This is a genomic window from Cellulophaga sp. BC115SP (assembly GCF_009905545.1).
GTDB classification, from domain to species: domain Bacteria; phylum Bacteroidota; class Bacteroidia; order Cytophagales; family Spirosomataceae; genus Flectobacillus; species Flectobacillus rivi.
Genome location: NZ_JAAALB010000008.1, coordinates 122,296 through 142,939, shown reverse-complemented (window position 1 = coordinate 142,939; position 20,644 = coordinate 122,296). Strand labels below are relative to the sequence as shown.

The 20,644-nt window shown below is 37.7% G+C and carries 13 protein-coding genes; 7 read left to right on the top strand and 6 right to left on the bottom strand.

Annotated elements, in window-relative coordinates; all coding sequences use genetic code 11:
• The first annotated feature begins 19 nt into the window (after positions 1–19).
• Positions 20–1,474, top strand: coding sequence for a DNA/RNA non-specific endonuclease (locus GVN22_RS08795; protein WP_166550657.1), 1,455 nt, complete (start codon positions 20–22; stop codon positions 1,472–1,474).
• Between the two features lie 365 nt (positions 1,475–1,839).
• On the opposite strand, the gene GVN22_RS08790 is transcribed toward GVN22_RS08795, so the two are convergent.
• A complete protein-coding gene (locus GVN22_RS08790; RefSeq protein ID WP_166550656.1) occupies positions 1,840–7,398 on the bottom strand; it encodes an alpha-2-macroglobulin family protein in 5,559 nt (1,852 codons plus the stop codon).
• 331 nt (positions 7,399–7,729) lie between these two features.
• On the opposite strand from GVN22_RS08790, the gene GVN22_RS08785 reads away from it, so the two are divergent.
• Positions 7,730–8,167 carry a GNAT family N-acetyltransferase gene (locus GVN22_RS08785; RefSeq protein ID WP_166550655.1) on the top strand — a complete coding sequence of 146 codons (438 nt, stop codon included), beginning with the start codon at positions 7,730–7,732 and terminating at the stop codon, positions 8,165–8,167.
• A gap of 217 nt (positions 8,168–8,384) precedes the next feature.
• Positions 8,385–9,710 (top strand): DEAD/DEAH box helicase, encoded by a 1,326-nt coding sequence (locus tag GVN22_RS08780; protein ID WP_166550654.1) that lies wholly within the window; start codon positions 8,385–8,387, stop codon positions 9,708–9,710.
• A gap of 114 nt (positions 9,711–9,824) precedes the next feature.
• Here GVN22_RS08780 and GVN22_RS08775 read toward each other — a convergent pair whose 3' ends face one another.
• The 5 genes from GVN22_RS08775 to GVN22_RS08755 form a co-directional block, all read right to left on the bottom strand.
• A complete protein-coding gene (locus GVN22_RS08775) occupies positions 9,825–10,790 on the bottom strand; it encodes a hypothetical protein (RefSeq protein ID WP_095160217.1) in 966 nt (321 codons plus the stop codon).
• Between the two features lie 258 nt (positions 10,791–11,048).
• Positions 11,049–12,089 carry a biotin synthase BioB gene (gene bioB, locus GVN22_RS08770; RefSeq protein WP_166550653.1) on the bottom strand — a complete coding sequence of 347 codons (1,041 nt, stop codon included), beginning with the start codon at positions 12,087–12,089 and terminating at the stop codon, positions 11,049–11,051.
• Positions 12,090–12,210: 121 nt separating this feature from the next.
• Entirely contained in the window at positions 12,211–13,986 is a 1,776-nt protein-coding gene (gene sppA / locus GVN22_RS08765) for a signal peptide peptidase SppA (protein ID WP_166550652.1), read from the bottom strand.
• 532 nt (positions 13,987–14,518) lie between these two features.
• Complete coding sequence (locus GVN22_RS08760; protein WP_166550651.1) at positions 14,519–15,133, bottom strand: inorganic pyrophosphatase; 615 nt, start codon at positions 15,131–15,133, stop codon at positions 14,519–14,521.
• Positions 15,134–15,246: 113 nt separating this feature from the next.
• Entirely contained in the window at positions 15,247–15,924 is a 678-nt protein-coding gene (locus GVN22_RS08755; protein ID WP_166550650.1) for a TatD family hydrolase, read from the bottom strand.
• A 210-nt stretch (positions 15,925–16,134) separates the two neighbouring features.
• On the opposite strand from GVN22_RS08755, the gene GVN22_RS08750 reads away from it, so the two are divergent.
• The 4 genes from GVN22_RS08750 to GVN22_RS08735 all read left to right on the top strand — a co-directional run bounded on the left by GVN22_RS08750 (position 16,135) and on the right by GVN22_RS08735 (position 20,603).
• Positions 16,135–17,613 (top strand): cryptochrome/deoxyribodipyrimidine photo-lyase family protein, encoded by a 1,479-nt coding sequence (locus tag GVN22_RS08750; RefSeq protein WP_166550649.1) that lies wholly within the window; start codon positions 16,135–16,137, stop codon positions 17,611–17,613.
• A 127-nt stretch (positions 17,614–17,740) separates the two neighbouring features.
• Positions 17,741–18,316 (top strand): peptide deformylase, encoded by a 576-nt coding sequence (gene def, locus GVN22_RS08745; protein ID WP_095160223.1) that lies wholly within the window; start codon positions 17,741–17,743, stop codon positions 18,314–18,316.
• Positions 18,317–18,366: 50 nt separating this feature from the next.
• Positions 18,367–19,242, top strand: a complete 876-nt coding sequence (locus GVN22_RS08740; protein ID WP_166550648.1) for a DMT family transporter — start codon at positions 18,367–18,369, stop codon at positions 19,240–19,242.
• A gap of 281 nt (positions 19,243–19,523) precedes the next feature.
• Positions 19,524–20,603 carry a M15 family metallopeptidase gene (locus tag GVN22_RS08735; RefSeq protein ID WP_166550647.1) on the top strand — a complete coding sequence of 360 codons (1,080 nt, stop codon included), beginning with the start codon at positions 19,524–19,526 and terminating at the stop codon, positions 20,601–20,603.
• Positions 20,604–20,644: the final 41 nt, after the last annotated feature.

The window sequence follows — 20,644 nt, the reverse complement described above, 5'->3', positions numbered from 1 at the left end:
CATATAATTGTTATTTCCTATGAAAACACACTTTCAATCATTATTTAAAAACCTAACCATTTTCATTGCTAGTTCGTGGTTGTTCTATTCATGTGTGAGCGTTTACACACCAAACAATACGAATACAAACACGAATACCAATACCAACAAGACTACTAATGTAGTTAAGGTAGTCAGTAATTTTCCAGAGAACTTTGACCAAGTAAGTAAAAACAAATACGAAACAGCAACTATTACCACTAATTCTGGAGATTGGTATTTTGAAAATGCCATGATGGGAAGTACTGACAATGACGTCAAAAATGGAGCAAAAGCGATTCGTATCAAAGAGGATGGCTTAGTTCGTTTTGATACAGACTTGACATCAGGTATTTACCAAATCAAATTGAAGGCGGGGCTATATCAGTCAGATAAAACCGCTGCTTTTGAAGTTCGTATTTCAACCAATAGGGGGAATACTTGGAACAAAATCGGTAACACGATCACATTGACTGATAAGTTTTTAAAAGACTTTACTTTTACGGTAAATACTACTGTTCCAACCCGATTTGAAATAGTAAAAGTGGATGGCACCAACGGACGATTGAACATCGACGACGTAAGTATTTCGGCTTACTCAGGGAGTGTTTCGCCAACACCCAACCCATCTCCTACCCCAACACCTACTCCCAATCCAAGTCCAAAACCTAATCCTAAACCAGCACCCAATAACGTAGCGACAAAGGACAACAATTTGTTGCTGGGCAACCCAAACAATGCCATCAGCAATACCAGCTATTCGAATAATTTCTTGATGTTGAAAAACTCGTATGCTTTATCTTACAACAAATCGAAAGCAACAGCCAATTGGGTAAGCTGGCATGTAAGTGCGGCATGGAAAGGCGATGCTCAAAGACAAAATGATTTCAGACCCGACAGCTCTCTTCCTCAAGGTTGGTCGGCAGTCAATACTAGAGACTATACAGATTCGGGTTTTGATAGAGGACATATTTGTCCGTCAGACGACAGAGATGGAAGTGTCGAAGAAAATCAGGAAACATTTTTGATGACCAATATGATGCCTCAAGCACCAGATAATAATCGTGGTGTTTGGAAAAACTTAGAAGAATATGGACGCAGACTCGTAGAGCAAGGTTATGAATTATATGTCATCGCAGGTCCTTATGGTCAAGGTGGCTCTGGTTCAAATGGTGAAGCTCAAACCATTGGAAACAAAAATACCATTGTAGTACCTAAATCCGTTTGGAAAATCATTGTCGTATTACCTGTTGGACAGAACGACTTATATAGAATTGGCACAGATACTCGTGTGATTGCAGTAAATATTCCAAATACCAACCAAGCTGGAGCTTCCAATTGGCGTGACTATCGTGTATCCGTAGATGCCTTGGAGAAACTCACAGGCTTTGACTTTCTTTCAGATGTACCAAAAGATATTCAAAGTGTAATTGAAGCGAGAGTGGATAATAACTAAGATGGCTTTAGGCTTTTAGTATAACCTACTAGGGTGCGACTTAAGTCGCACCCTAGTAGGAAAATTTTAGAAATACTACACTACAGCAAATGAGTAATTATGTGAAAATTTGTATTCTAGCCGTAGAGACGCAATGATTGCGTCTTAAGATGTATCATAGGTTAAAAGTAATCACCTACTCACTATTAGGAGTGTACTAAGGCTTATAAAAACCACTTATTTCGGATATCGGATGTTGGATTTCGGAAGTGTAACCTTCTATATTTTGTAAAAAATAAAGGTATTTTTCTTTATTTCCGAAATCAGAAATCCAAAATCCGCAATAGTTAGAGTTCCTTCGTACAGTTCTGACTCACTATCCTCTATTACTCAATAACCACGCTCTTCTCTCCTTCTCTTCCAAAAAATACAGGGAAATACATGAGTTCTATTTTGGCAGGATTAAGACTAAATTTGCCTGCAAAAGTACTGGTTAACTCTATTTCATAGCGATACTTTCCTGCACGGATTTTGGTAAAATAATAGTTCTGCTTATTCTTATATTGCTCGGTATAATAGCTGTTGTTAAACCAATAATTTTGCACCTCTTTGGTATACATACAACCAGCAGGGATAGGCACTTCGAGCATGACATAATCAGCATCTTTCTTTACTTCTACCTCCACTATCAACTTGGTTTTTTGAGCCGTTTTTAGCTTGGTTTTATTACCTTCAAAATAGGTATTTACCACAAAATCTGATTCAACCTTTTTAGGATGAGTATTTTGTTTTTGCTCAAATACACTCACAAATACTGGTGCTGACGACAAACTCTTCACTTTGACTTTATCTTTTACCACAATCTCTTTTTGATATGGAAATGTAGTTTCTACCGTCGTTTTTCCATCTATTTCTATTTGTAAACTTGGTTTTGAAACCGTACCATCCACTTTGACATCTTTGCCCAACACTTCGAGTACCAAAGCACTCTCATACGTATTGCGCCAGTAGCCTGTGTTGTTTCGTACCTCATAAAAATACTGGCGAATCTTATTGAGCTTGCTTTCGTATCCGCCTACTTGTTTGAGTATTTGATATACTTTTAAGGTATTCAAAAATTCATTCTCGTAAACAAATACTTCTCTCATACCGTAATAAATACCGCCTAAAATAGTCGTTTTTTCTTCTTTGAAAATATCCGCCAAGTCTACTTTTTGACCTTGTGAAAGTAATAGGAGTTTGTAGTTAATTTTATCGGTCAGTATTTTCACAGAGTCGTATTTAGGTAAAAAGGCATTTACTTTTAGCAAGGTGTCAAGTTTTCGAAGTAAAAGGAGATTCTTTAATTTTTCAGAAATAGACTTGTTATCTACTTGATATAATTCTTTTTGTGCATATAACTTAAAGTCAAATTTGACCTCAAAACCTTGTTTTTGCGCCTGATAAAGTGTTTCTACTACGTGGCCAGAAATCCACGAAGAGGTTGGTGCAATACCCCACCATCCCCATTTTTGTTCGGTATTGACATTGGTTAATAGCTGAGAAATAATCTTCCTCACATCTTTTTCATAAGTAAAAGCCTTTCCTTTTTGTAAATCTATACGATGTTGAAGCAAATAAGCTTTGAGCTTCGAAGCCAGTTGTTCATTACAATAGTATTGATAGTTATGCAAATGCTTGATTTCTTGCTCGTACACTTCCAGCGAAGTTGCCAAAGCCGAAATATTGAGGCTAGCTTGTTTGGCATTATAAGTCAAACTGGAATCCTTTTCCAATACCTTGAAAGTTCCTGTGGTTTCAATCGTTCCTTGTGGATATACGGGAACTTTACGTTCCTCCGCATCTTGGATATTGGTTTGGGTTTTGATACCAAAGTATAATGCAAGGGTATCTTTGGTAGATGCCTTTACAAATACTGAGTCCATTTTTGAGCCTAATACGCTTATTTCGTTCGACTTGAGAGATACTTCTTTTTGTTTAAACTGCGTTTTTACCTTCAAAGAATCCGTTCTGTAGTTTTTTACTTTTCCATAAACCTGCACCGAATCACCCTCTACCAAAAATCTAGGTACAGTAAGATTGGCTGAAACCGCCCTAAAACTTTTAATGACAGTCTGCATCATACCTGTTTGTCGATTGGCACTTGTGGCAGCTATACGTGTATTCCAAGTGGTAAGATCATCGGGAAACTTTACTTTAAAATGAGCCTTTCCTTGGTGGTCGGTGGTTAGTTTAGGTTGCCAAAAAGCATCATCCTTAAAGTTTTTACGAATGGCTGGGGTTGTTTCTACTGCACCTTTTTTCTGTAATACAAAAACACCACCTTGGGCACGTGAGCCATACAAAGCCGTAGCCGTTTGTCCTTTTAATACTTCTGATACTTCATATTCTCGATCATCATATTCATTAACTAGTTTGCCGTTGAGTACATACACAGGCGGAAAAGCTTGCATATCGTCATCAGTTCTAATTTCAGGGGGTAAAAATTTAAGACTTGAAGTACCTCGGATAGCTACTCCCGCCACCCTACCCACGAGTGCTTGTTTTAACTGAGCGCCATACCCCACTACAACAACCTCATCTAAGTGTGTTTCACTCTCGAGAAGAGTAATATTATTCAAAATAGCATTTTTGACAATATATTCGGTAGGACTATAACCAATGGCAGTCACCACTAAAACCGAGTTAGGAGGACATATCAATCGATACTGTCCATGCTGGTCTGTCATTACACCTTTTTTAGTACCTTTTATATTAATCGAAACTCCTGAGATAGGTTGGTTTTCTGAATCTGTTATGGTTCCAAAAATTGAATTTTCTTCTGTGCTAAATCTGTAATTAATGGGTGTCTCTAATTGATATATCTGTTTTAGTTGGTTAAGCTTACTGGTTTCAAATCCGTATAAACTTTGTAATACCAGACCATTCATTCTCTCCGATTTATGGTTAGATTTTTGAATATCGTTATCTGAGATTAGTATAGCGTTCAGACCTCCTAAATACAGTTTTCGTACAGGTATTTCAGAAAAATCATTATTATTCCAAAGTAAGTAAAGTGTATATTCACACTGCTCTAGCTCATGCATCACCGATGTGCTTGCAGGATAAATACGAATAAAATTAGGTTCGTTATCTTTGAAAAGAATAATATGTTTGAGATATCGATTTTCTCTAAACGCTTTGTATAAGAGGTTTAGCTTCGTATGATTTTCAGTCGTTGTGGAGGGAACTTTGTATTGAGCTACAGGTTTAGCCTCTTTTTCCTTCTCTATTTTGTCTTTCAATAAAATTTCTTCTTCGGTCCATGCCACTTCGTCAAAATCTATATGAGTAGGTACGTCTTGAGCTTGATTAATATTTTCAGAAGAGTTAAAATTATAGCTTGTATAACTTTCATTCGGTTTCATTTTGATAATAGGAGCTAATACTTCGTAGCGATATCCTTTTTCAAATTTGAACTCTAGTGAAGAAATGTTAGGTGCTAAAAAGTCAACTTGGGTTTCAAATACGGGACCTATGATTTGTTCCTCAGGTTGTTTCTTATCAATATAAAATACTCTTTCTTTTTGTTTGATATAGCTATTTTTAGGCAGTGAAACCGTTTTTCTGATTGGCATCAACAAATCATTCAGCATAGCTAGCTCAGGTGGCGTGGCCATCGAACTCAAAGGCGTAACTTCTATATTTGGATGACCTTTAGTAGGGTCTATTCCTAAAATCGTTTTATGATTGGGTTTAAAGACCACATTGTTTAGCTCAACAATTTTGGTTGAGGTACGAATCAAAAGGTTGTGAGGCTGGTTGTCTGTCTGAAAGCTATATCTCTGTGACTGGGCAGCTAAACCCAAATACACGGGAACGTGGTCAACTACCAGATACTTGATGTCTTGGTATTCCCCATTTTCTATGATATATGGTGCAAACTCCGTTCGGTTTTCGACAGGAATAGTAGCTGTAAACAAGCCATTTTGGGGAAATAAGAATTGGTAAAACAAGCTATCTCTCACAGCAAAGCGCTCCAGCCAATCTGGCTTTTTGATAATAGTGTTACGATACTGATCTCGAGTATCCTTGGTAAAAAAATTATTAAAGACTTTCCGAGCTTTATATATTTTACTGTAATTCTTCAAGTAGGTATCTGATGACTCCTTAAACTTATTGGTAAAAGCAAAGGCGGTAAGGTCAACATTAGGTTGTGGCTTGTCAAAAGCATCTTTAACCGAAACAGTCATATCCACCTCCTGCCCAGGCGAAATCACAGAGGGGGCGTCTAAGTCAAGTTGGAGTAATTTGTCTGAGAACCTGAAAACATCACTGACTGTTTTGACTTTGTCATCTTCGAGATAATGATAAGCAATAGAGTAATCCCTTTTTCTTTTAGCATGAAAAGAAATACTTTTAGACGTTGTATCAAAGCTTTCTTCCAGCTTTCGATTTTTGTAGTACAAAGCGTACCAAAATGGCGTATGCTCAGGGTTTTGAATAGTTACTTGTAAAGAGTCTACATTTCTAGAGGCAGTAACACTAAAAGGTATTGCTGCTTGCCTTTGTTGTTTACTGCGAAGCTCTTCAGGAGTTCTTTTACGAGAATAATAGTTTAAATAGGCAGTTTTGGAAAAAACTTTATTATCTGTGGTTATAAAATCGACTGTGATTTGAAAACTTCCAGAAAAGTTTTTCTTCAAGGAATCAGGAAAAGTGATAGTTTCTTTGCCCGAAGCAGGCATATTTCCCGATTTTGTCCAATACAACGTAGGGACAAATACCTGTTGGGTATCTATTTTATAGATATGTTGTGTCTGAACTTTTAAGCTGTAGCGGGCGTCACTTATGGCTATACCATTTTCATCAAAGGCCGAAAGAGCCAATTGAATCGTATCGCTTTGATAATAAGCATTTTCATCAATCTTTATCTCAAATAACTCAGCATTAAGAGCATAATCTGCATATTGAAAGGATGTGGAAGCTAACACATCCTCATCCATAAATCGTAAATATTGTCTTTGGTTTAGTTTGAGCTTGAGACTATCTGCCAATACAAAGTATCCTTCAAACAAACCTTTGCGATAGGGTTTGAGCTTAGTAATAACCTTTTTAGAATATGCACCGATTTTTACGTCTAAAAACGGCTTATCCAGATAGCGCCCTTTTCTATCCATCAACACCACCTTAAAGCGAACAGTATCTTTGGGTAGATATTTGGGTTTGTTCAAAAACACTACAGAGTTTTGTTGCCATTCACTGTATTTTTGTTCTAGTTTTTGCTCTTTCTTCTCTTCAAAATAGTTACTAAACCCCTCACGAAACATTGCTTGGATATTTCGAACAAAAGTGGGAGGATTATGATATTTTATCCAATTGACAAGCGGAAAGGTAAGATATTTCAGAGGAAAAGAATAGACTATACGGTTTTTGAGTTTTTTGGCATAAGAAGGATAGTTTGTTGTTATGATTTCATAATAACTTTCACCTTCATAATCTATTTGTAATAATCCTTTATTATGGCGTTTGGGGAGCTGATAAAGCCCTTTTTCAGTTGAAAATTTTACTTTTTTACCTTCCAAAAACACCTGCGCGTTATTAACAAAACGATTATTATCCCCAATCAATACCACATTAAAATCAGTTTGATTGTTGAGTAATTGTAGCTTAAAAGGACGATTTTCTAGGAGTTCCAACCTCAATCGGTCGTGGTCGAGCGAAGCAATGAGGTAGTTCCCTGATTTCTTAAAAGATTCATCCAGAGCAATGGTATCTACACAATTGTTGAAATATGAAGAATCTACAATACTCAAACTATTGAGTGTAATATTCTTGGTTTGCAAGCTATTGAGGGCATAAACCAGCCGATAATGACTTTCTTTTGAAGCTTTGTGAAGGAATTGAGCCAGTCCAATCTGAGAAAATGATAGGATAAGACATAGAACTGTCAGGTGTTTTTTCATAGAGATTTTGGTATATTGTATGTGTTTTTCAAAGATAATGGAGACGAATAAACAGTTTTAAACTGTTTAAAAAAGTAAGTCCAAGACTAAGTCTTGAACTAGGCACTTCAATTTTTTCCAGTAATCAGAGGTTTAAAATCGTCTTTTGATAAATTATTTGAAGTTAAAGGCTTATCGCTGAAATACAAACAATAAAGTTAAACTATTAGGTGTCCAGCTCTGGGTATTCGGCAAAAATATATCTATGGTTATAAAAAAGCATTTTGAAACTTTTGCCTATTGCCTAAAACAGACCAATTAAATTTAAGTTTTCAATAAACATTCATCAACTATGATTGAAATAAATGTGCCACAGAGTGCAGAACAGTGGGAGAAATATTATGATTTACGTTTTAAAATCTTACGTGAACCATGGGGACAGCCCAAAGGTAGTGAAGTGCTCAAGGACGAAGACGAAGCTACGCATGCTATGGCTGTAGATACTGAAAGTGGACAAATTTTGGGCGTGGCTCGTCTACAAAAAAATAGCCCGACCGAAGGACAAGTTCGTTGTGTGGCGGTCTCAAAAGAAGCCCAAGGCAAAGGTGTTGGCAAGCTTTTAATGGCTTATCTCGAAGAGGCAGCTCGTCAACAAGGCATGACGCAGATTGTGCTAGATGCTCGTCAAAATGCCGTTGCTTTCTATAAAGCCATTGGTTATACCATTATTGCAGATTCGTATTTGCTTTTTGGAGAAATCCCTCATTTTAAAATGACGAAGGATATTTAGTATTTTTCATCCATCTGTAGAGGTATCTATTCTGTAATTTTTCAAACTAAACCAAAAACTAGTTAACTGAAAATCAAAACAATAGCGATTACATTTTTAGACTATTTCCAAGAAATAATCTTGATAAAGAATAGCTTTTTACCAAAGATATATCGTAACTTTGTAAAAATTAGTACTTCATAGCTCGGCCAAGGTCGAGCTATCGACTTTTACAACCATGACATTCGAAGATTTAAATATCAATACGTTCTTATTAAATGCCCTCAATGATTTAGGGCTCACAGAACCAACTCCCATTCAAGAGCAGGTTTTCTCGGTAGTAATGTCGGGAAGAGATGTTTGTGGCATTGCCCAAACTGGTACGGGAAAAACCTACGCTTATTTGTTGCCCGCTCTACGACTTTATCAATTCTCCAAAGAAAAACACCCTCAGATTATCATTTTGGTGCCTACTCGTGAGTTGGTTGTGCAAGTAATGGAGTCTGTAAAAGCACTTACCACTTATATGACGGTGCGTACTGTAGGGATTTTTGGCGGGGTAAACACCAAACCACAAACGGCAGAATTACTCCAAGGAGTAGATATCTTGGTAGCAACACCAGGGCGTTTGGTGGACTTTTTGATGAATGGAACCATTAATCCTAAAAACGTAAAACGTTTGATTATTGATGAGTTCGACGAAATGCTTAATTTGGGTTTCCGCGCTCAATTGACAGTGATTTTTGACAAATTACCTTCAAAACGTCAAAACTTACTTTTCTCTGCTACGCTTACCAAAGATGTTGAAACTTTAGTCGAAACCTTCTTTAACTCCCCTGTTCGTATTGAGACAGAGGCAGTTGGTACTCCACACCAAAACATTACCCAATCTTATTACTTTGTTCAAAATTTTTACACGAAAGTAAACCTTTTGAATCTTTTGTTAAAAAATGACGAAAGTATGACGAAGGTATTGGTATTTGTGGCAACCAAAAAGTTAGCAGATACTTTGTATGAGCAATTGCAAAAAACTCTTCAACATAAGGTGGATGTTATTCACTCAAATAAGAATCAAAACCACCGTTTCAATAGCGTTGGCTTATTTGAGTTAGGGTATTGCCAAGTATTGATTGCGACTGATATTATTGCGAGAGGTTTGGATATTGATGAAGTTACGCACGTAATCAACTTTGATATGCCAGATATGCCTGAAAACTATATTCACCGCATCGGACGTACAGGTCGTTATGACAAAAAAGGGATTGCGATTTCTTTTGTTACTAAAAATGAAGTAGAATATTTGAAGCAGGTAGAAACGCTCATGAACATTGAGTTGCCTATTTTGGATTCGCCAGAAGGTTTAATGATTTCAGAAAAATTGCTAGAAGAGGAAATTCCGAAGGCAAAAATGAAGTTTATTACCAAGCTTCCTGATATTTCTGACAATAGTGCATATCATGACAAAACGGATAAAAATAAAAAGGTAAACGTAAGAAGAGATCATAAGGCTGAAATGAAGCGTAAATATGGTAAGTCTTACGAAAACCGTTCTCGCAAATCGTAAGAGAGAGAGCGTTTTATTCTACAAGTTTTTAATCAAAAAAGGGTTCGGAAAATATTTTCCGAACCCTTTTTTGATTAATAGCCAATAAACTTCTATGGTTTGAAATAGATAGCTCTATTTTTGAATTTTCACATCAAAAACTACCTTTCCTTGGGCATAAGCCGCTGTACCTTTGGTAATAGATTTTACACGAATCAAGCCTTTCTTCACTTTGGTTCCTGAGCCTTTTGAGTAAGCATATATTTTACCTTCTTTTACCAAAACTGATTGTTTGGTTGAAGAAATACTTAAAGCTTGTAAGGTAGTGTTATTAGCGGCATCGAAGTCGATACCTACTGGAGCTTCTTGGAAATAAGTAGCATTGCCACCCGCTGTCGAAGAGCCTCCACAATCAGTATTTGATGCAGGTACAGTTGTCGAATATCCCTGTAAAACTCTTTCTGGGTTTGATAAAAATTGTGGTTCGTCAGCCGTACGAGTCGACGCATAAGTGATATCCACAAATTTGATATTTGAATCTATGTCACACACTTTGTACACAACACCTGTTGAAGAAGCAAAACGTGAGCCTAAATCATTGCTTTGTGCACCAAGCTCGATATTATTCCAAGAAGCAATTTGTTCTTCTGCTCCAATAGAAATTTTAAGGGTTTTACGAGAAATTGCACCACTATTATCTTGTACATCAAAATGAATATAGTTTACGCCAGTACTCGCCGAAACGGTATATTCAAACGTTTGAGTTTGTTCGTCTACATTTTTCAATTTCACCTCAAACAAAGGTTGGTCGGTAGTACCACGATAATTTGCTTTGTCTGCTACATAAACACGAGCCACACGAGGCTTGCCACCATCTGGTGATTTTTTGATTAAAAGCGTTACGGTTACGTTGTCGCCCGAACCTGCCAATACCTCTGGATTAGCATTGAGCGTTGGGTCGGTAAAGCTTACATCCAATTTGCCTGTAGCCGCAGGTAGTTCATTGTTTGGGCCAGGAGCCACCACATCAGGAATGGTATTACATGAATAAAGAACAGCAAAAGAGGCTAAGAATAGAATTAAGAAAGCAATTTTTTTCATGATGTTTGAATTGTGTTTTGAATGAGATTGCTGAATAATCACAGCAGTATGGTAAACGGAAAATGTTCAATGTAGACAACCATATAACTGCTAGGTCACGAACAAATGCATAGATAGTTGATTAAACGGTAAAAAAAATAGGACTTTCCTTAAAAAGTCCTATTCATTACTAAGTTTATTTCAATCTTGATTTTGAGTAAATAGGGGCTTTACAATAGAGCGAGGCTATTTCCCAACTTCTTTTACTCTTTATCAATATTAAGAAATTACAACTTCTTCAATGCCCAAAGCTTTGCCTGCTGTTGGGGTTACTTGGAATTCAACTGGAGCTTTACTCTCATCTTTGAATGCTTTGCGAGGCTTGATACTCAAGATTTGGAATAACTCTTTATCTGAATTCACATTAGGGTTTGGCGTTGTCAACAACACGTCTCCAGAGAAAACGGAGTTAGCACCTGCCATAAAGCAAAATGCTTGACCTTCGTAAGAAAGCTCCAAACGACCAGCCGACAAGCGAACCATTGATTTTGGCATGATAATACGAGCCGTTGCGATTGTACGAACCATATCCCAAACCGAAGCAGGGTCTTGTCCTTCAAGTGGTGTACCAGCAACTGGTACAAGGTTGTTGATAGGTACTGAATCTGGATGTTTTGGTAAGTTAGCCAAGGTTTGAAGCATACCAACACGGTCTTTCGACGATTCGCCTAAACCAATGATACCACCCGAACAAACAGAAAGATTTGCTTTACGCACGTTTTCTAGCGTATTCAAACGATCGTCGTAAGTTCTAGTAGAAATAATATCATCATAATGTTCTTCTGAAGTATCTACGTTGTGGTTGTATGCGTACAAGCCTGCATCTTTCAACTTTTGAGCTTGTTCTTCTGACAACATACCCAAGGTACAGCATACTTCCATACCCAAAGCATTTACGCCTTTCACCATTTCCAACACTTTGTCGAAATCACGGTTGTCACGAACCTCACGCCAAGCCGCACCCATACAGAAGCGAGAACTACCTGCATCTTGTGCACGTTCAGCAGCAGCCATAACCTCCTCAACTTCCATCAATTTCTGAACTTTTACGTTCGTGTGGTAGCGAGCCGCTTGCGAGCAGTAAGAACAATCTTCTGGACAACCACCAGTTTTGATTGACAACAATGTACTTACTTGTACTTCTTGTGGGTCATGGTGTTGACGGTGTACAGTAGCTGCACGATATACTAAGTCTAAAAAAGGAAGGTTATAGATTTCTTCAATCTCTTCTCTTGTCCAGTTATTTCTAATCATATCCATATTGTTTGCAAATTGATACGCTGCGACACATCGCAATCGTGTTACACAATACCAAAATTAAAAAGGACTTCCCGTTCCACCAAACGAGAAGCCCTTTTGTGTAGCATATTTAGCAAAATAACTATTTGAATTCAATCGCAAAAGGCATCAAAGCCAAATAGCCCTCTTGTGTCTTAACTTTCTGAACCTGTTTTACATAAGATGCCATTTCACCAAATTGTGCTTTCAAGAATTTAGCTTCCATTTCATCTTCTTTCTTATCCATAAGTTCTTCGAAGAATGATTTTGGTGTTGGATAATATCTTACTTTGTAATCATCTGTTTTCACTTTAGCCATTTTGGCAGCAATTTCGATAGCCTTGTTTAAGTCTCCCAAAACGTCCACCAAACCATTTACCTTGGCCTGCTCACCTGTCCAAACACGACCTCCTGCCAAAGATTTCAATTTGTCGATGTTCATGTGACGACCTTGAGCAGCTTTTGAAGTAAAGGTTTCATAACCTGCATTTACACGAGCTTGGAACCAGTTTTTCTCAAAATCAGTCAACTCTCTTGTTACCGTAGGAAAATCTGAATGGGCATTGGTATTCACACGATCGTGAGTGATTCCTAATTTATTTTTAAAGAAGTTTTCAAAATTGAAGAACTGTGCAAAAATACCGATTGAACCCGTAATCGTAGTTGGCAATGCTACAATGGTATCTGCTCCCATAGCCATATAATATCCACCAGATGCGGCATAGTCACCCATAGACGCCACTACAGGTTTTACTTTTTTGGCTAACTGCACTTCATGCCACATCACATCCGAAGCCAATGAAGAACCACCTGGGCTATCGATACGCAATACAATAGCTTTTACTTTTTTATCGTCACGTGCTTTGCGAAGTTCAGCCACAAAGTCATCTGAACCGATATTTCCTGAACTTGCTTTAGCTCCCTCGATAGTGCCTTCTGATACTATTACGGCAATACGGTTGTCAGAATCATTGAAAGGAATAGCAGATTCAGCTTTCATGAATTTACCTAAACCAACATAAGTCAATTTGTCATCGGCATCGATACTCAACTTCTTTTTCAAGGCTGTTTCATATTCATCCAAATAGCCAACGTTTGTCACTAGCTTAGACTGTAATGCACCTTTAGGTTCGTAAGCGGTCAACTCATCAGCTACTTTTTTCAATGCCTCCGCACTAATTCCTCTTGAAGTAGCAATTTGAGACATGATTTGGTTATTGATCGACCCTAGCAATTCGTTGTATTGAGCACGGTTTTCCTCGCTCATATTTTCACGAATAAAAGGCTCAACCGCCGATTTGAATTGTCCTACACGAAATACCACTGGCTTTATATCCAGTTTATCAAGCGTTCCTTTAAAGAACGAAATCTCTGCACTAATACCATTAAAATCTAGCCCCCCTGCTGGGTTCAAAAAGATTTTGTCTGCCACCGAAGTAAGGTAATAGCCTTTTTCTGTAAAAGACTCTCCGTAAGCATAGATAAACTTCCCTGATTTTTTGAATGCCAACAAGGCATCTCTAATTTCTTGTAATTGAGCATATCCAGCCATAGGATAATGCGCTTGAAGAGAAATCCCTTTGATATGTGTATCGACTGCCGCACGTTTGAGCGCTTCACGAATTTGTACCAAACCGATTTCGTCGCTGTTATCGGCAAAAGGACCACCAAGGTTTTTCAAAGGATTTTCATCCTCTGCCACATTTTCAACAATGGGATGATTAAGATCTAATTTTAAGACAGTGTTCTCTTTCAAGGCTGTTTTATCCTCGCTACCGCCAATGGCTGCTGCGATGCCTATCAAAATAAAAAAGCCAAAAAGGAAGAAGAGAAAAAGACCAACAATGGTCGCAAATACATTTTTGAGGAATCCTAGCATACTTTTAAAAGATGTTAAAGAAATACCTTACAAGTAGTTCTTTGAGAATGTGTTATTACGTTTTGGTTTTGTGTATTAGTAGTCAACTTCAGAGCAAGGCAATTGAAATATCCCTGAAAGTTTTAATGTTACTCAAACTACAAAGTTAAATTTTATACGCATTGTACAAGTATTTTGTTTGAAGTATTGAGTAAATGACAATTTGTAGTTTCAATCACCCAAAAATAAAATAGAGCTAAGGTATCTCTAGCAATTTGTGTTGTGTGGAAAAAGACAGGGATAAAAGGTGTAGGTAAAACATAAAAATAAAAGCCCAAGCAACAAGGTTGCTTAGGCTTTTAACATATTAGTTTTGAGACATAAAGTACTCAATTAATTTCGATGCGCTATTAACGTCTTTTTCAAGCACCTGTAACTCAAACTGAGCATCTTTCGAAACCTCCGCTTTGATACCTGCCAACGACAAGCGTGACTGAATATCTTCGGCAGAACCAAGTGTTTCAAACTCAGCAATTGTTACAAGCTCTAAGCTTCACCCGAACATGTTACGGTAATCTTCACGAGATTTCAAGATTACTTGGTGAGCTACTTCGCTACCATAAACATCGTCGATATCTACAGCTACTTTTTCTTCACCTGGGATATTTTTGTAAGTCAAGAAATAGTGAACCAAACGGTCGATAATGCTTTTTGGACAATCTTTGATGTCTTTCCATTTACCGTACATTGAGTCGTCCTTCAATACAGCAATGATTTTGTCATCAGCTTCACCTTTGTCAATCATACGAATACCACCGATAGGGATAGCTTCACAAATGATGTCACCATGCGTAATAGCGCGTTCAGAAAGAACTAAGATATCAAGTGGGTCACCGTCACCTTTTTCAATGTCTTTACCAGAAGCGTTACGAGCTAAATCTGCCGTTAATTCTCCACAGTAAGTTTGAGGCACAAAGCCGTACAAAGCAGGTACAATGTTAGAGAATTTTTGAGGACGGTCGATTTTCAAATACCCTGTTTCCTTGTCGATTTCGTATTTTACTGTATCAGTTGATACGATTTCGATAAATGAGTTAACAATTTTCGGCATATCCTTTCCGATTTGGATACCATGCCAAGGATGGGCTTTATAAAAATTACGTTGCATAAGTAATAATTGCAGTCTCCACTGCGGGTTGTTGGTGAGATTACCCACGGTCTTTCATCAAGGATAGAGGGCGAGGGTATTCCTCGGCTAGTTACTGATTGATAGCCTTGATGTTAGACTATTAGTTTAAAATTAGCGTATATTTTTTCTTGTAAATATTCAACTTCAACCTCTAATTGCTTAGAAGCAGCCACAAAGATACTTGATATTGTGCAATTCTTATCGTCTGTCTCAAGAAATAACTGCTTAATTGGGATAGATGTGATTAAACGGACAGCATTAGATTTATCTTGTAAAAGTGCTGAACCCAAAGATATATACATTTGATGCTGAACAAGTTGCTTTAAAATTTGCTCATTATTGTTAAAGCCATGAATCAACCAAGGGGACTTAGGTCGTAACAATTTTTTAATTTGGATTATTTCCGAAAAAGCTCGCACGCAATGAATCACTATAGGCTTCTGTAATTCTTCAGCGATTTGGATTTGTGTTTTAAAGACATTTATTTGAAAAGTCCAATCTGTTTGACAGATTTTGTCCAAACCACATTCGCCAACAAACAAGACTTTGGGATGAGCTAAAATCCTTTTTAACAAAGCCAAATCCGCTTCTAGTTGACCTTCTTTCAAATACCAAGGATGTAATCCTGCCGAAAAATATTGATTTGGCAAAGAGCTTTCTATCTGCTTTATCCAAACCTCCATAGGAATAGACGAATCTATAATCAGGTTTTCTACCTGAATAATAGCATCGTCCGCTTCGATATGATGAGTGTGGATATTGAGATACATGCTTTTATTGAGTAATGAGTGATTGGTGATTGAGTGATTTTTCCAAAAATCTATCTTGGTGATTCGCAAAACATTGCGTCTCATCACTTCAAAATTAAAACAATTCTTCCACAAATTGATTTATCATAGACAGGTTACCGTATTCGGCAATGAGCTATGGTTTATGCTTTTCGTTCATTAGCCCATGTTAAAAACGAAACATTATATTCAATGTCATCTATCTCGGTTATTTGGTTCAAAAGAGATTTACGATTGCTCGATCACCTGCCTTTGCAAAAAGCGATTGAATCGGGGAAGTCACTATTGCTTTTGTATATCTTCGAACCAAGCTTAATCCAAGATGTACATTATAATCCACGCCATTGGCAGTTTGTGTGGGAGTCGCTCATTGATTTACAGAAAAGACTTTTCCATATAAATCCCAATGCCAAACTTTGGGTAGTTAGAGATGAAGTTTTGCCCTTTTTCCAAGAACGCCTTTCCTCCTATCCTATTCATTCGTTATACTCTTACCAAGAAACAGGGATTGCAGCAACTTTTGAGAGAGATAAGAAACTTTCAAAGTACCTAAAAACACAAGATATTCCTTGGTGCGAATATCAGTGCAATGGTGTAAGAAGAGGGCTCATGCATCGTGAAGATTGGATGAAATCGTGGTACGCTTTTATGCATGAAGCTCAAGCTATGCCTGACTGGTCGGAGGCTACGTTCTCAGACATAGATTTATCAGGTATTGAAATCACAAATTTTCAAGACATTTGCCCCAATTACTCTCCTGCGCAGCCTATGCAGCCTGGAGGCGAATCTTATGCCCAAAAATATATGCACAGTTTTTGGAAAGAGCGGTGCAGATTTTACTCAAAACATATTTCAAAACCACTCGAAGCTCGCAAATCCTGTAGCAGACTATCTCCTTATATTGCTTGGGGAAACCTTTCCATAAAACAAGTGTATCAGGAGAGTTTACAACAAAGTAAAAAATATCCCTTTCTTAAAAACCCACTAGAAAACTTTCGTTCGAGACTACGCTGGCATTGTCATTTTATCCAAAAATTTGAATCTGAAGAACGTATTGAGTTTGAAAACCTCAATCGTGGATATGATGATTTATTTTTTTCTGATAATCATCAACATTTTGAGGCTTGGACAAAAGGTCAAACAGGCTACCCTCTTGTGGATGCTTGTATGCGCTGTTTGGTAAGTACTGGGTATCTCAACTTTCGAATGCGTGCTATGCTTGTATCATTTTTGACCCATAATCTTGCCTATCATTGGAAGCCAGCGGCTTTATTTTTGGCTCAACAATTTCTAGACTTTGAGCCTGGCATTCATTATCCACAAATTCAAATGCAAGCTGGAGTAACAGGCATCAATACCGTCAGGATTTATAACCCTACCAAGCAAGCCCAAGATCATGACCCTGAGGGAATTTTTATCAAACAATGGGTTCCAGAGCTAGCCAATTGTCCTGTAGCATTGATTCATGAGCCTTGGAAATTGACCCCTATGGAGCAGCATTTATATCAAATAGAAATCGGAAAAACCTATCCTTTTCCTTTGATGGATATAGAAAAAGAGCATCAAAAAGTAAAGGAGCGGATTTGGGGACACAAAGCCAAATCGGAAGTTAAGCAACACAAAAAGGCTATTTTGACAAAACATGCGATACCTTTTCAACAAAAGTCTTGATTTAGGCTCAGCTAGATTGCAAAGAAGTGTAGTGCAAAGCTGGTTTTTTCTGTACCTTTGCATCCAAATTCTGAAATAACAAAGATAGTCCTCATGATAGGACCTATACACAAAGCAAATTAGCACAATGATTTATCCGATTATACCTTACGGCGACCCCGTTCTCAGAAAAGAAGCTGAAGATATTGAAAAAGGCTCGATTGATGTTAAACAATTAGCCGAAGATATGTTCGAAACCATGTATGCGGCTTCTGGCGTAGGTTTGGCTGCTCCACAAATTGGTATGAGCATCCGTATGTTTGTCGTAGATGGTCGCCCATTCAATGAAGGCGAAGATCTTGACGAAAGAGATAAAGATCCTTCGGTAGTTGATTTCAAAAAAGTATTCATCAATGCTGAAATCTTAGAAGAAGATGGCGACGAGTGGGGTTTTGAAGAAGGTTGTTTGTCTATCCCAGGTATTCGTGCAGATGTTTACAGACCAGAATTTGTAAAAATCCATTATTACGATACCGATTGGAACGAACACACAGAAGTTTATGAAGGTCTAGCAGCTCGTATTATCCAACACGAATACGACCATATCGATGGTATTTTGTTTACCGACCACCTTAGTCCTGTCAAAAAACGTATGCTTAAAAATAAGCTCAGTGACATTTCGAAAGGCAAGGTAAAAGTTGACTATAAAATGAAATTCAAATAGCATCTATCCCAAATCTAATAACACAGATTTGGGATTTTTTGTAACTACTCATGAAAAATATACTTGCAGGCTTATTCTTTGCGATGTTGTGGGCTTCGGCATCGGCTGCGACCAAAATTGGATTATTAGATGCCCAGCCATTCGTAATAGGCAACTGTCGATTCTTTATTGCGGGGTTTATCATGTTGAGTGCGAGTTTGATTTTCCAAAAATCTAGACTCCCACAAGGGAAAGAATGGCAACAGCTAGCTATTTACGGCTTTTTGAATGTGACCTTATATTTGGGATGCTTCGTCTTGGCTATGAAAAAAGTTTCTGCTGGTATTGGTTCGCTTTCTACGGCTACCAATCCTTTGATTATTAGTGTCATTTCTGCGATTTGGATGAAACGAGCTATCAAAAAAGGAGAACTAACAGGACTAATTTTAGGGATTGCTGGCGTAGCTATTGCGACTTATCCTTTATTAGTAAAAAGCTACGCAAGCGTAGATGGACTATTGATTTTGGCAACTAGTATGATTTCCTATTCAGTAGGTACGATTTATTATTCGCAACAAAAATGGGATTTACCATTATTGACAATCAATGGTTGGCAAGTGCTTATAGGAGGCGTCATGTTGCTACCTGTTACGTTTTTGATGACAGACTGGGAAAACAATCACTATACAGTACGCTTCTGGAGCTCGGTATTTTGGTTGGTTGTTCCAGTGTCTATTGCAGCAGTACAGCTTTGGTTATATTTGCTTAAAACAGATGCAGTCAAGGCTTCACTTTGGTTATTCTTGTGCCCTATTTTTGGTTTCTTATATGCCTCTGTCCTCCTCGAAGAGCCTATTACCACTTATACTTACATAGGAACGGCATTGGTAATTTTGGGTCTTTATGTAGCACAACGAGAAAAATTTCAGTCTAAATCATCAACCTAGGCTCGAATTGAATTAATTTGGCTAAAGAAATAATGTTGAATGGTGAACTAGTACTGTACCAAGGATTTTAAACAATTTCAGATTGGGGATTTCTGATTTCGGAAATAAGGTAAAATACCTTAATTTTTTACAAAATAGAGGAGCTTACATTTCCAAAATCCCCAAAAGTAGTTAATTCATCCGCAATCTAGTCGTCCCCAAAACAGATATTTTTTGCCGAACACTTACGGCCTAATGCACATAAAAAACCGAAAGCCCATTATAATCCCGATACGCTATTTATGTTAAGAATCCCTAAACTATTATTGCCTTTATTATCTCTTTCTTTGCTTGCCTGTAGTTTTTTAAAAGATTCTGTAGAAGACGCCACATGGCAAGACCTAGGCTGTGATACCACACAAAAAGTAAGCACTTTGGCTATTTATGACATGGTGCATCCTTTTTATGAAACAGATACTTTTTTACAACTCAATATCAAACCCACTGCTATCTACGTAGCCACAGTGGGAGTGCGTCAGGAGGTTGAAATGACTGCTTACAAGCTTGATTCGCTTAATCAAATCACGGCGATACCTAATCCAGCAGGAACTATCGGAGTAACACCTACTTGGGTCGAGCAAGCTTATTTGGGAGCACTCATTCATACGCCTCATTACTTGTACGACCGTTGGACGAGAATTCTTGAAAATGACCGTGCCATTTTCCTAGCCAAACGAGATTCTATCAAAACCATAATGGCCGAAAAGCACAGTAGTATCAAGGTTATTTCTGATTTACGCTCTATTGCCAACCAACGCAAATATCTATCTCGCAAACGTACCGCCTCGCCTGTATCTATGCATAACTTTGGTTTAGCTGCAGATTTTGCCATTTTTAGAGGTCACCGAATCTCGAATACGCTTGCCAACTACAAACCTTTGGATACACTCACTGCTCAATATGGACTCACTTGGGGAGGTAATTTTGTAGGCTTTATGGACCCTGGACATATCCAATATTTTAAGAATGGAGCAACTTTGGTTCAGAAATACCCTGTATTAAGATTTGAATTTGAACCCTATCGCGAGTTTTATCTCAATACTGTAGAAAAAGCAGTAAAAGCGGGAAGAATAAATCGAGTAGTTGATACAGCGGATTTATTAACCTTACTTAATGAACTTCGCAGAAATCAACCTTGTGCTTGTGGAAAAATCAAAAAGCAAATAAATACCAACACCTTAGAAAAAGTCAAGGTATTACTTCAAACAACGCCATACAACTCATTAAACGATATTGTATTGATTGGAGATTTGAGTCATCAAACGCTTTCACTTGTGTCAGCAAAAGGCATTATTACCCTAGAGCTAGGAAAATGGAGATAACGGAATGGCTTTACAACTTTGTCAAAGACTACACTTTGACA

Excerpts from the sequence above, each read along its gene's own strand:
- GVN22_RS08785 (WP_166550655.1), top strand. The coding sequence starts at position 7,730 with ATGATTGAAATAAATGTGCCACAGAGTGCAGAACAGTGGGAGAAATAT.
- GVN22_RS08735 (WP_166550647.1), top strand. The coding sequence starts at position 19,524 with ATGTTAAGAATCCCTAAACTATTATTGCCTTTATTATCTCTTTCTTTG.
- bioB (WP_166550653.1), bottom strand. The coding sequence starts at position 12,089 with ATGGATATGATTAGAAATAACTGGACAAGAGAAGAGATTGAAGAAATC.
- GVN22_RS08775 (WP_095160217.1), bottom strand. The coding sequence starts at position 10,790 with ATGAAAAAAATTGCTTTCTTAATTCTATTCTTAGCCTCTTTTGCTGTT.
- GVN22_RS08750 (WP_166550649.1), top strand. The coding sequence starts at position 16,135 with ATGTCATCTATCTCGGTTATTTGGTTCAAAAGAGATTTACGATTGCTC.
- GVN22_RS08760 (WP_166550651.1), bottom strand. The coding sequence starts at position 15,133 with ATGCAACGTAATTTTTATAAAGCCCATCCTTGGCATGGTATCCAAATC.
- GVN22_RS08790 (WP_166550656.1), bottom strand. The coding sequence starts at position 7,398 with ATGAAAAAACACCTGACAGTTCTATGTCTTATCCTATCATTTTCTCAG.
- GVN22_RS08795 (WP_166550657.1), top strand. The coding sequence starts at position 20 with ATGAAAACACACTTTCAATCATTATTTAAAAACCTAACCATTTTCATT.
- GVN22_RS08740 (WP_166550648.1), top strand. The coding sequence starts at position 18,367 with ATGAAAAATATACTTGCAGGCTTATTCTTTGCGATGTTGTGGGCTTCG.
- def (WP_095160223.1), top strand. The coding sequence starts at position 17,741 with ATGATTTATCCGATTATACCTTACGGCGACCCCGTTCTCAGAAAAGAA.
- GVN22_RS08755 (WP_166550650.1), bottom strand. The coding sequence starts at position 15,924 with ATGTATCTCAATATCCACACTCATCATATCGAAGCGGACGATGCTATT.
- sppA (WP_166550652.1), bottom strand. The coding sequence starts at position 13,986 with ATGCTAGGATTCCTCAAAAATGTATTTGCGACCATTGTTGGTCTTTTT.
- GVN22_RS08780 (WP_166550654.1), top strand. The coding sequence starts at position 8,385 with ATGACATTCGAAGATTTAAATATCAATACGTTCTTATTAAATGCCCTC.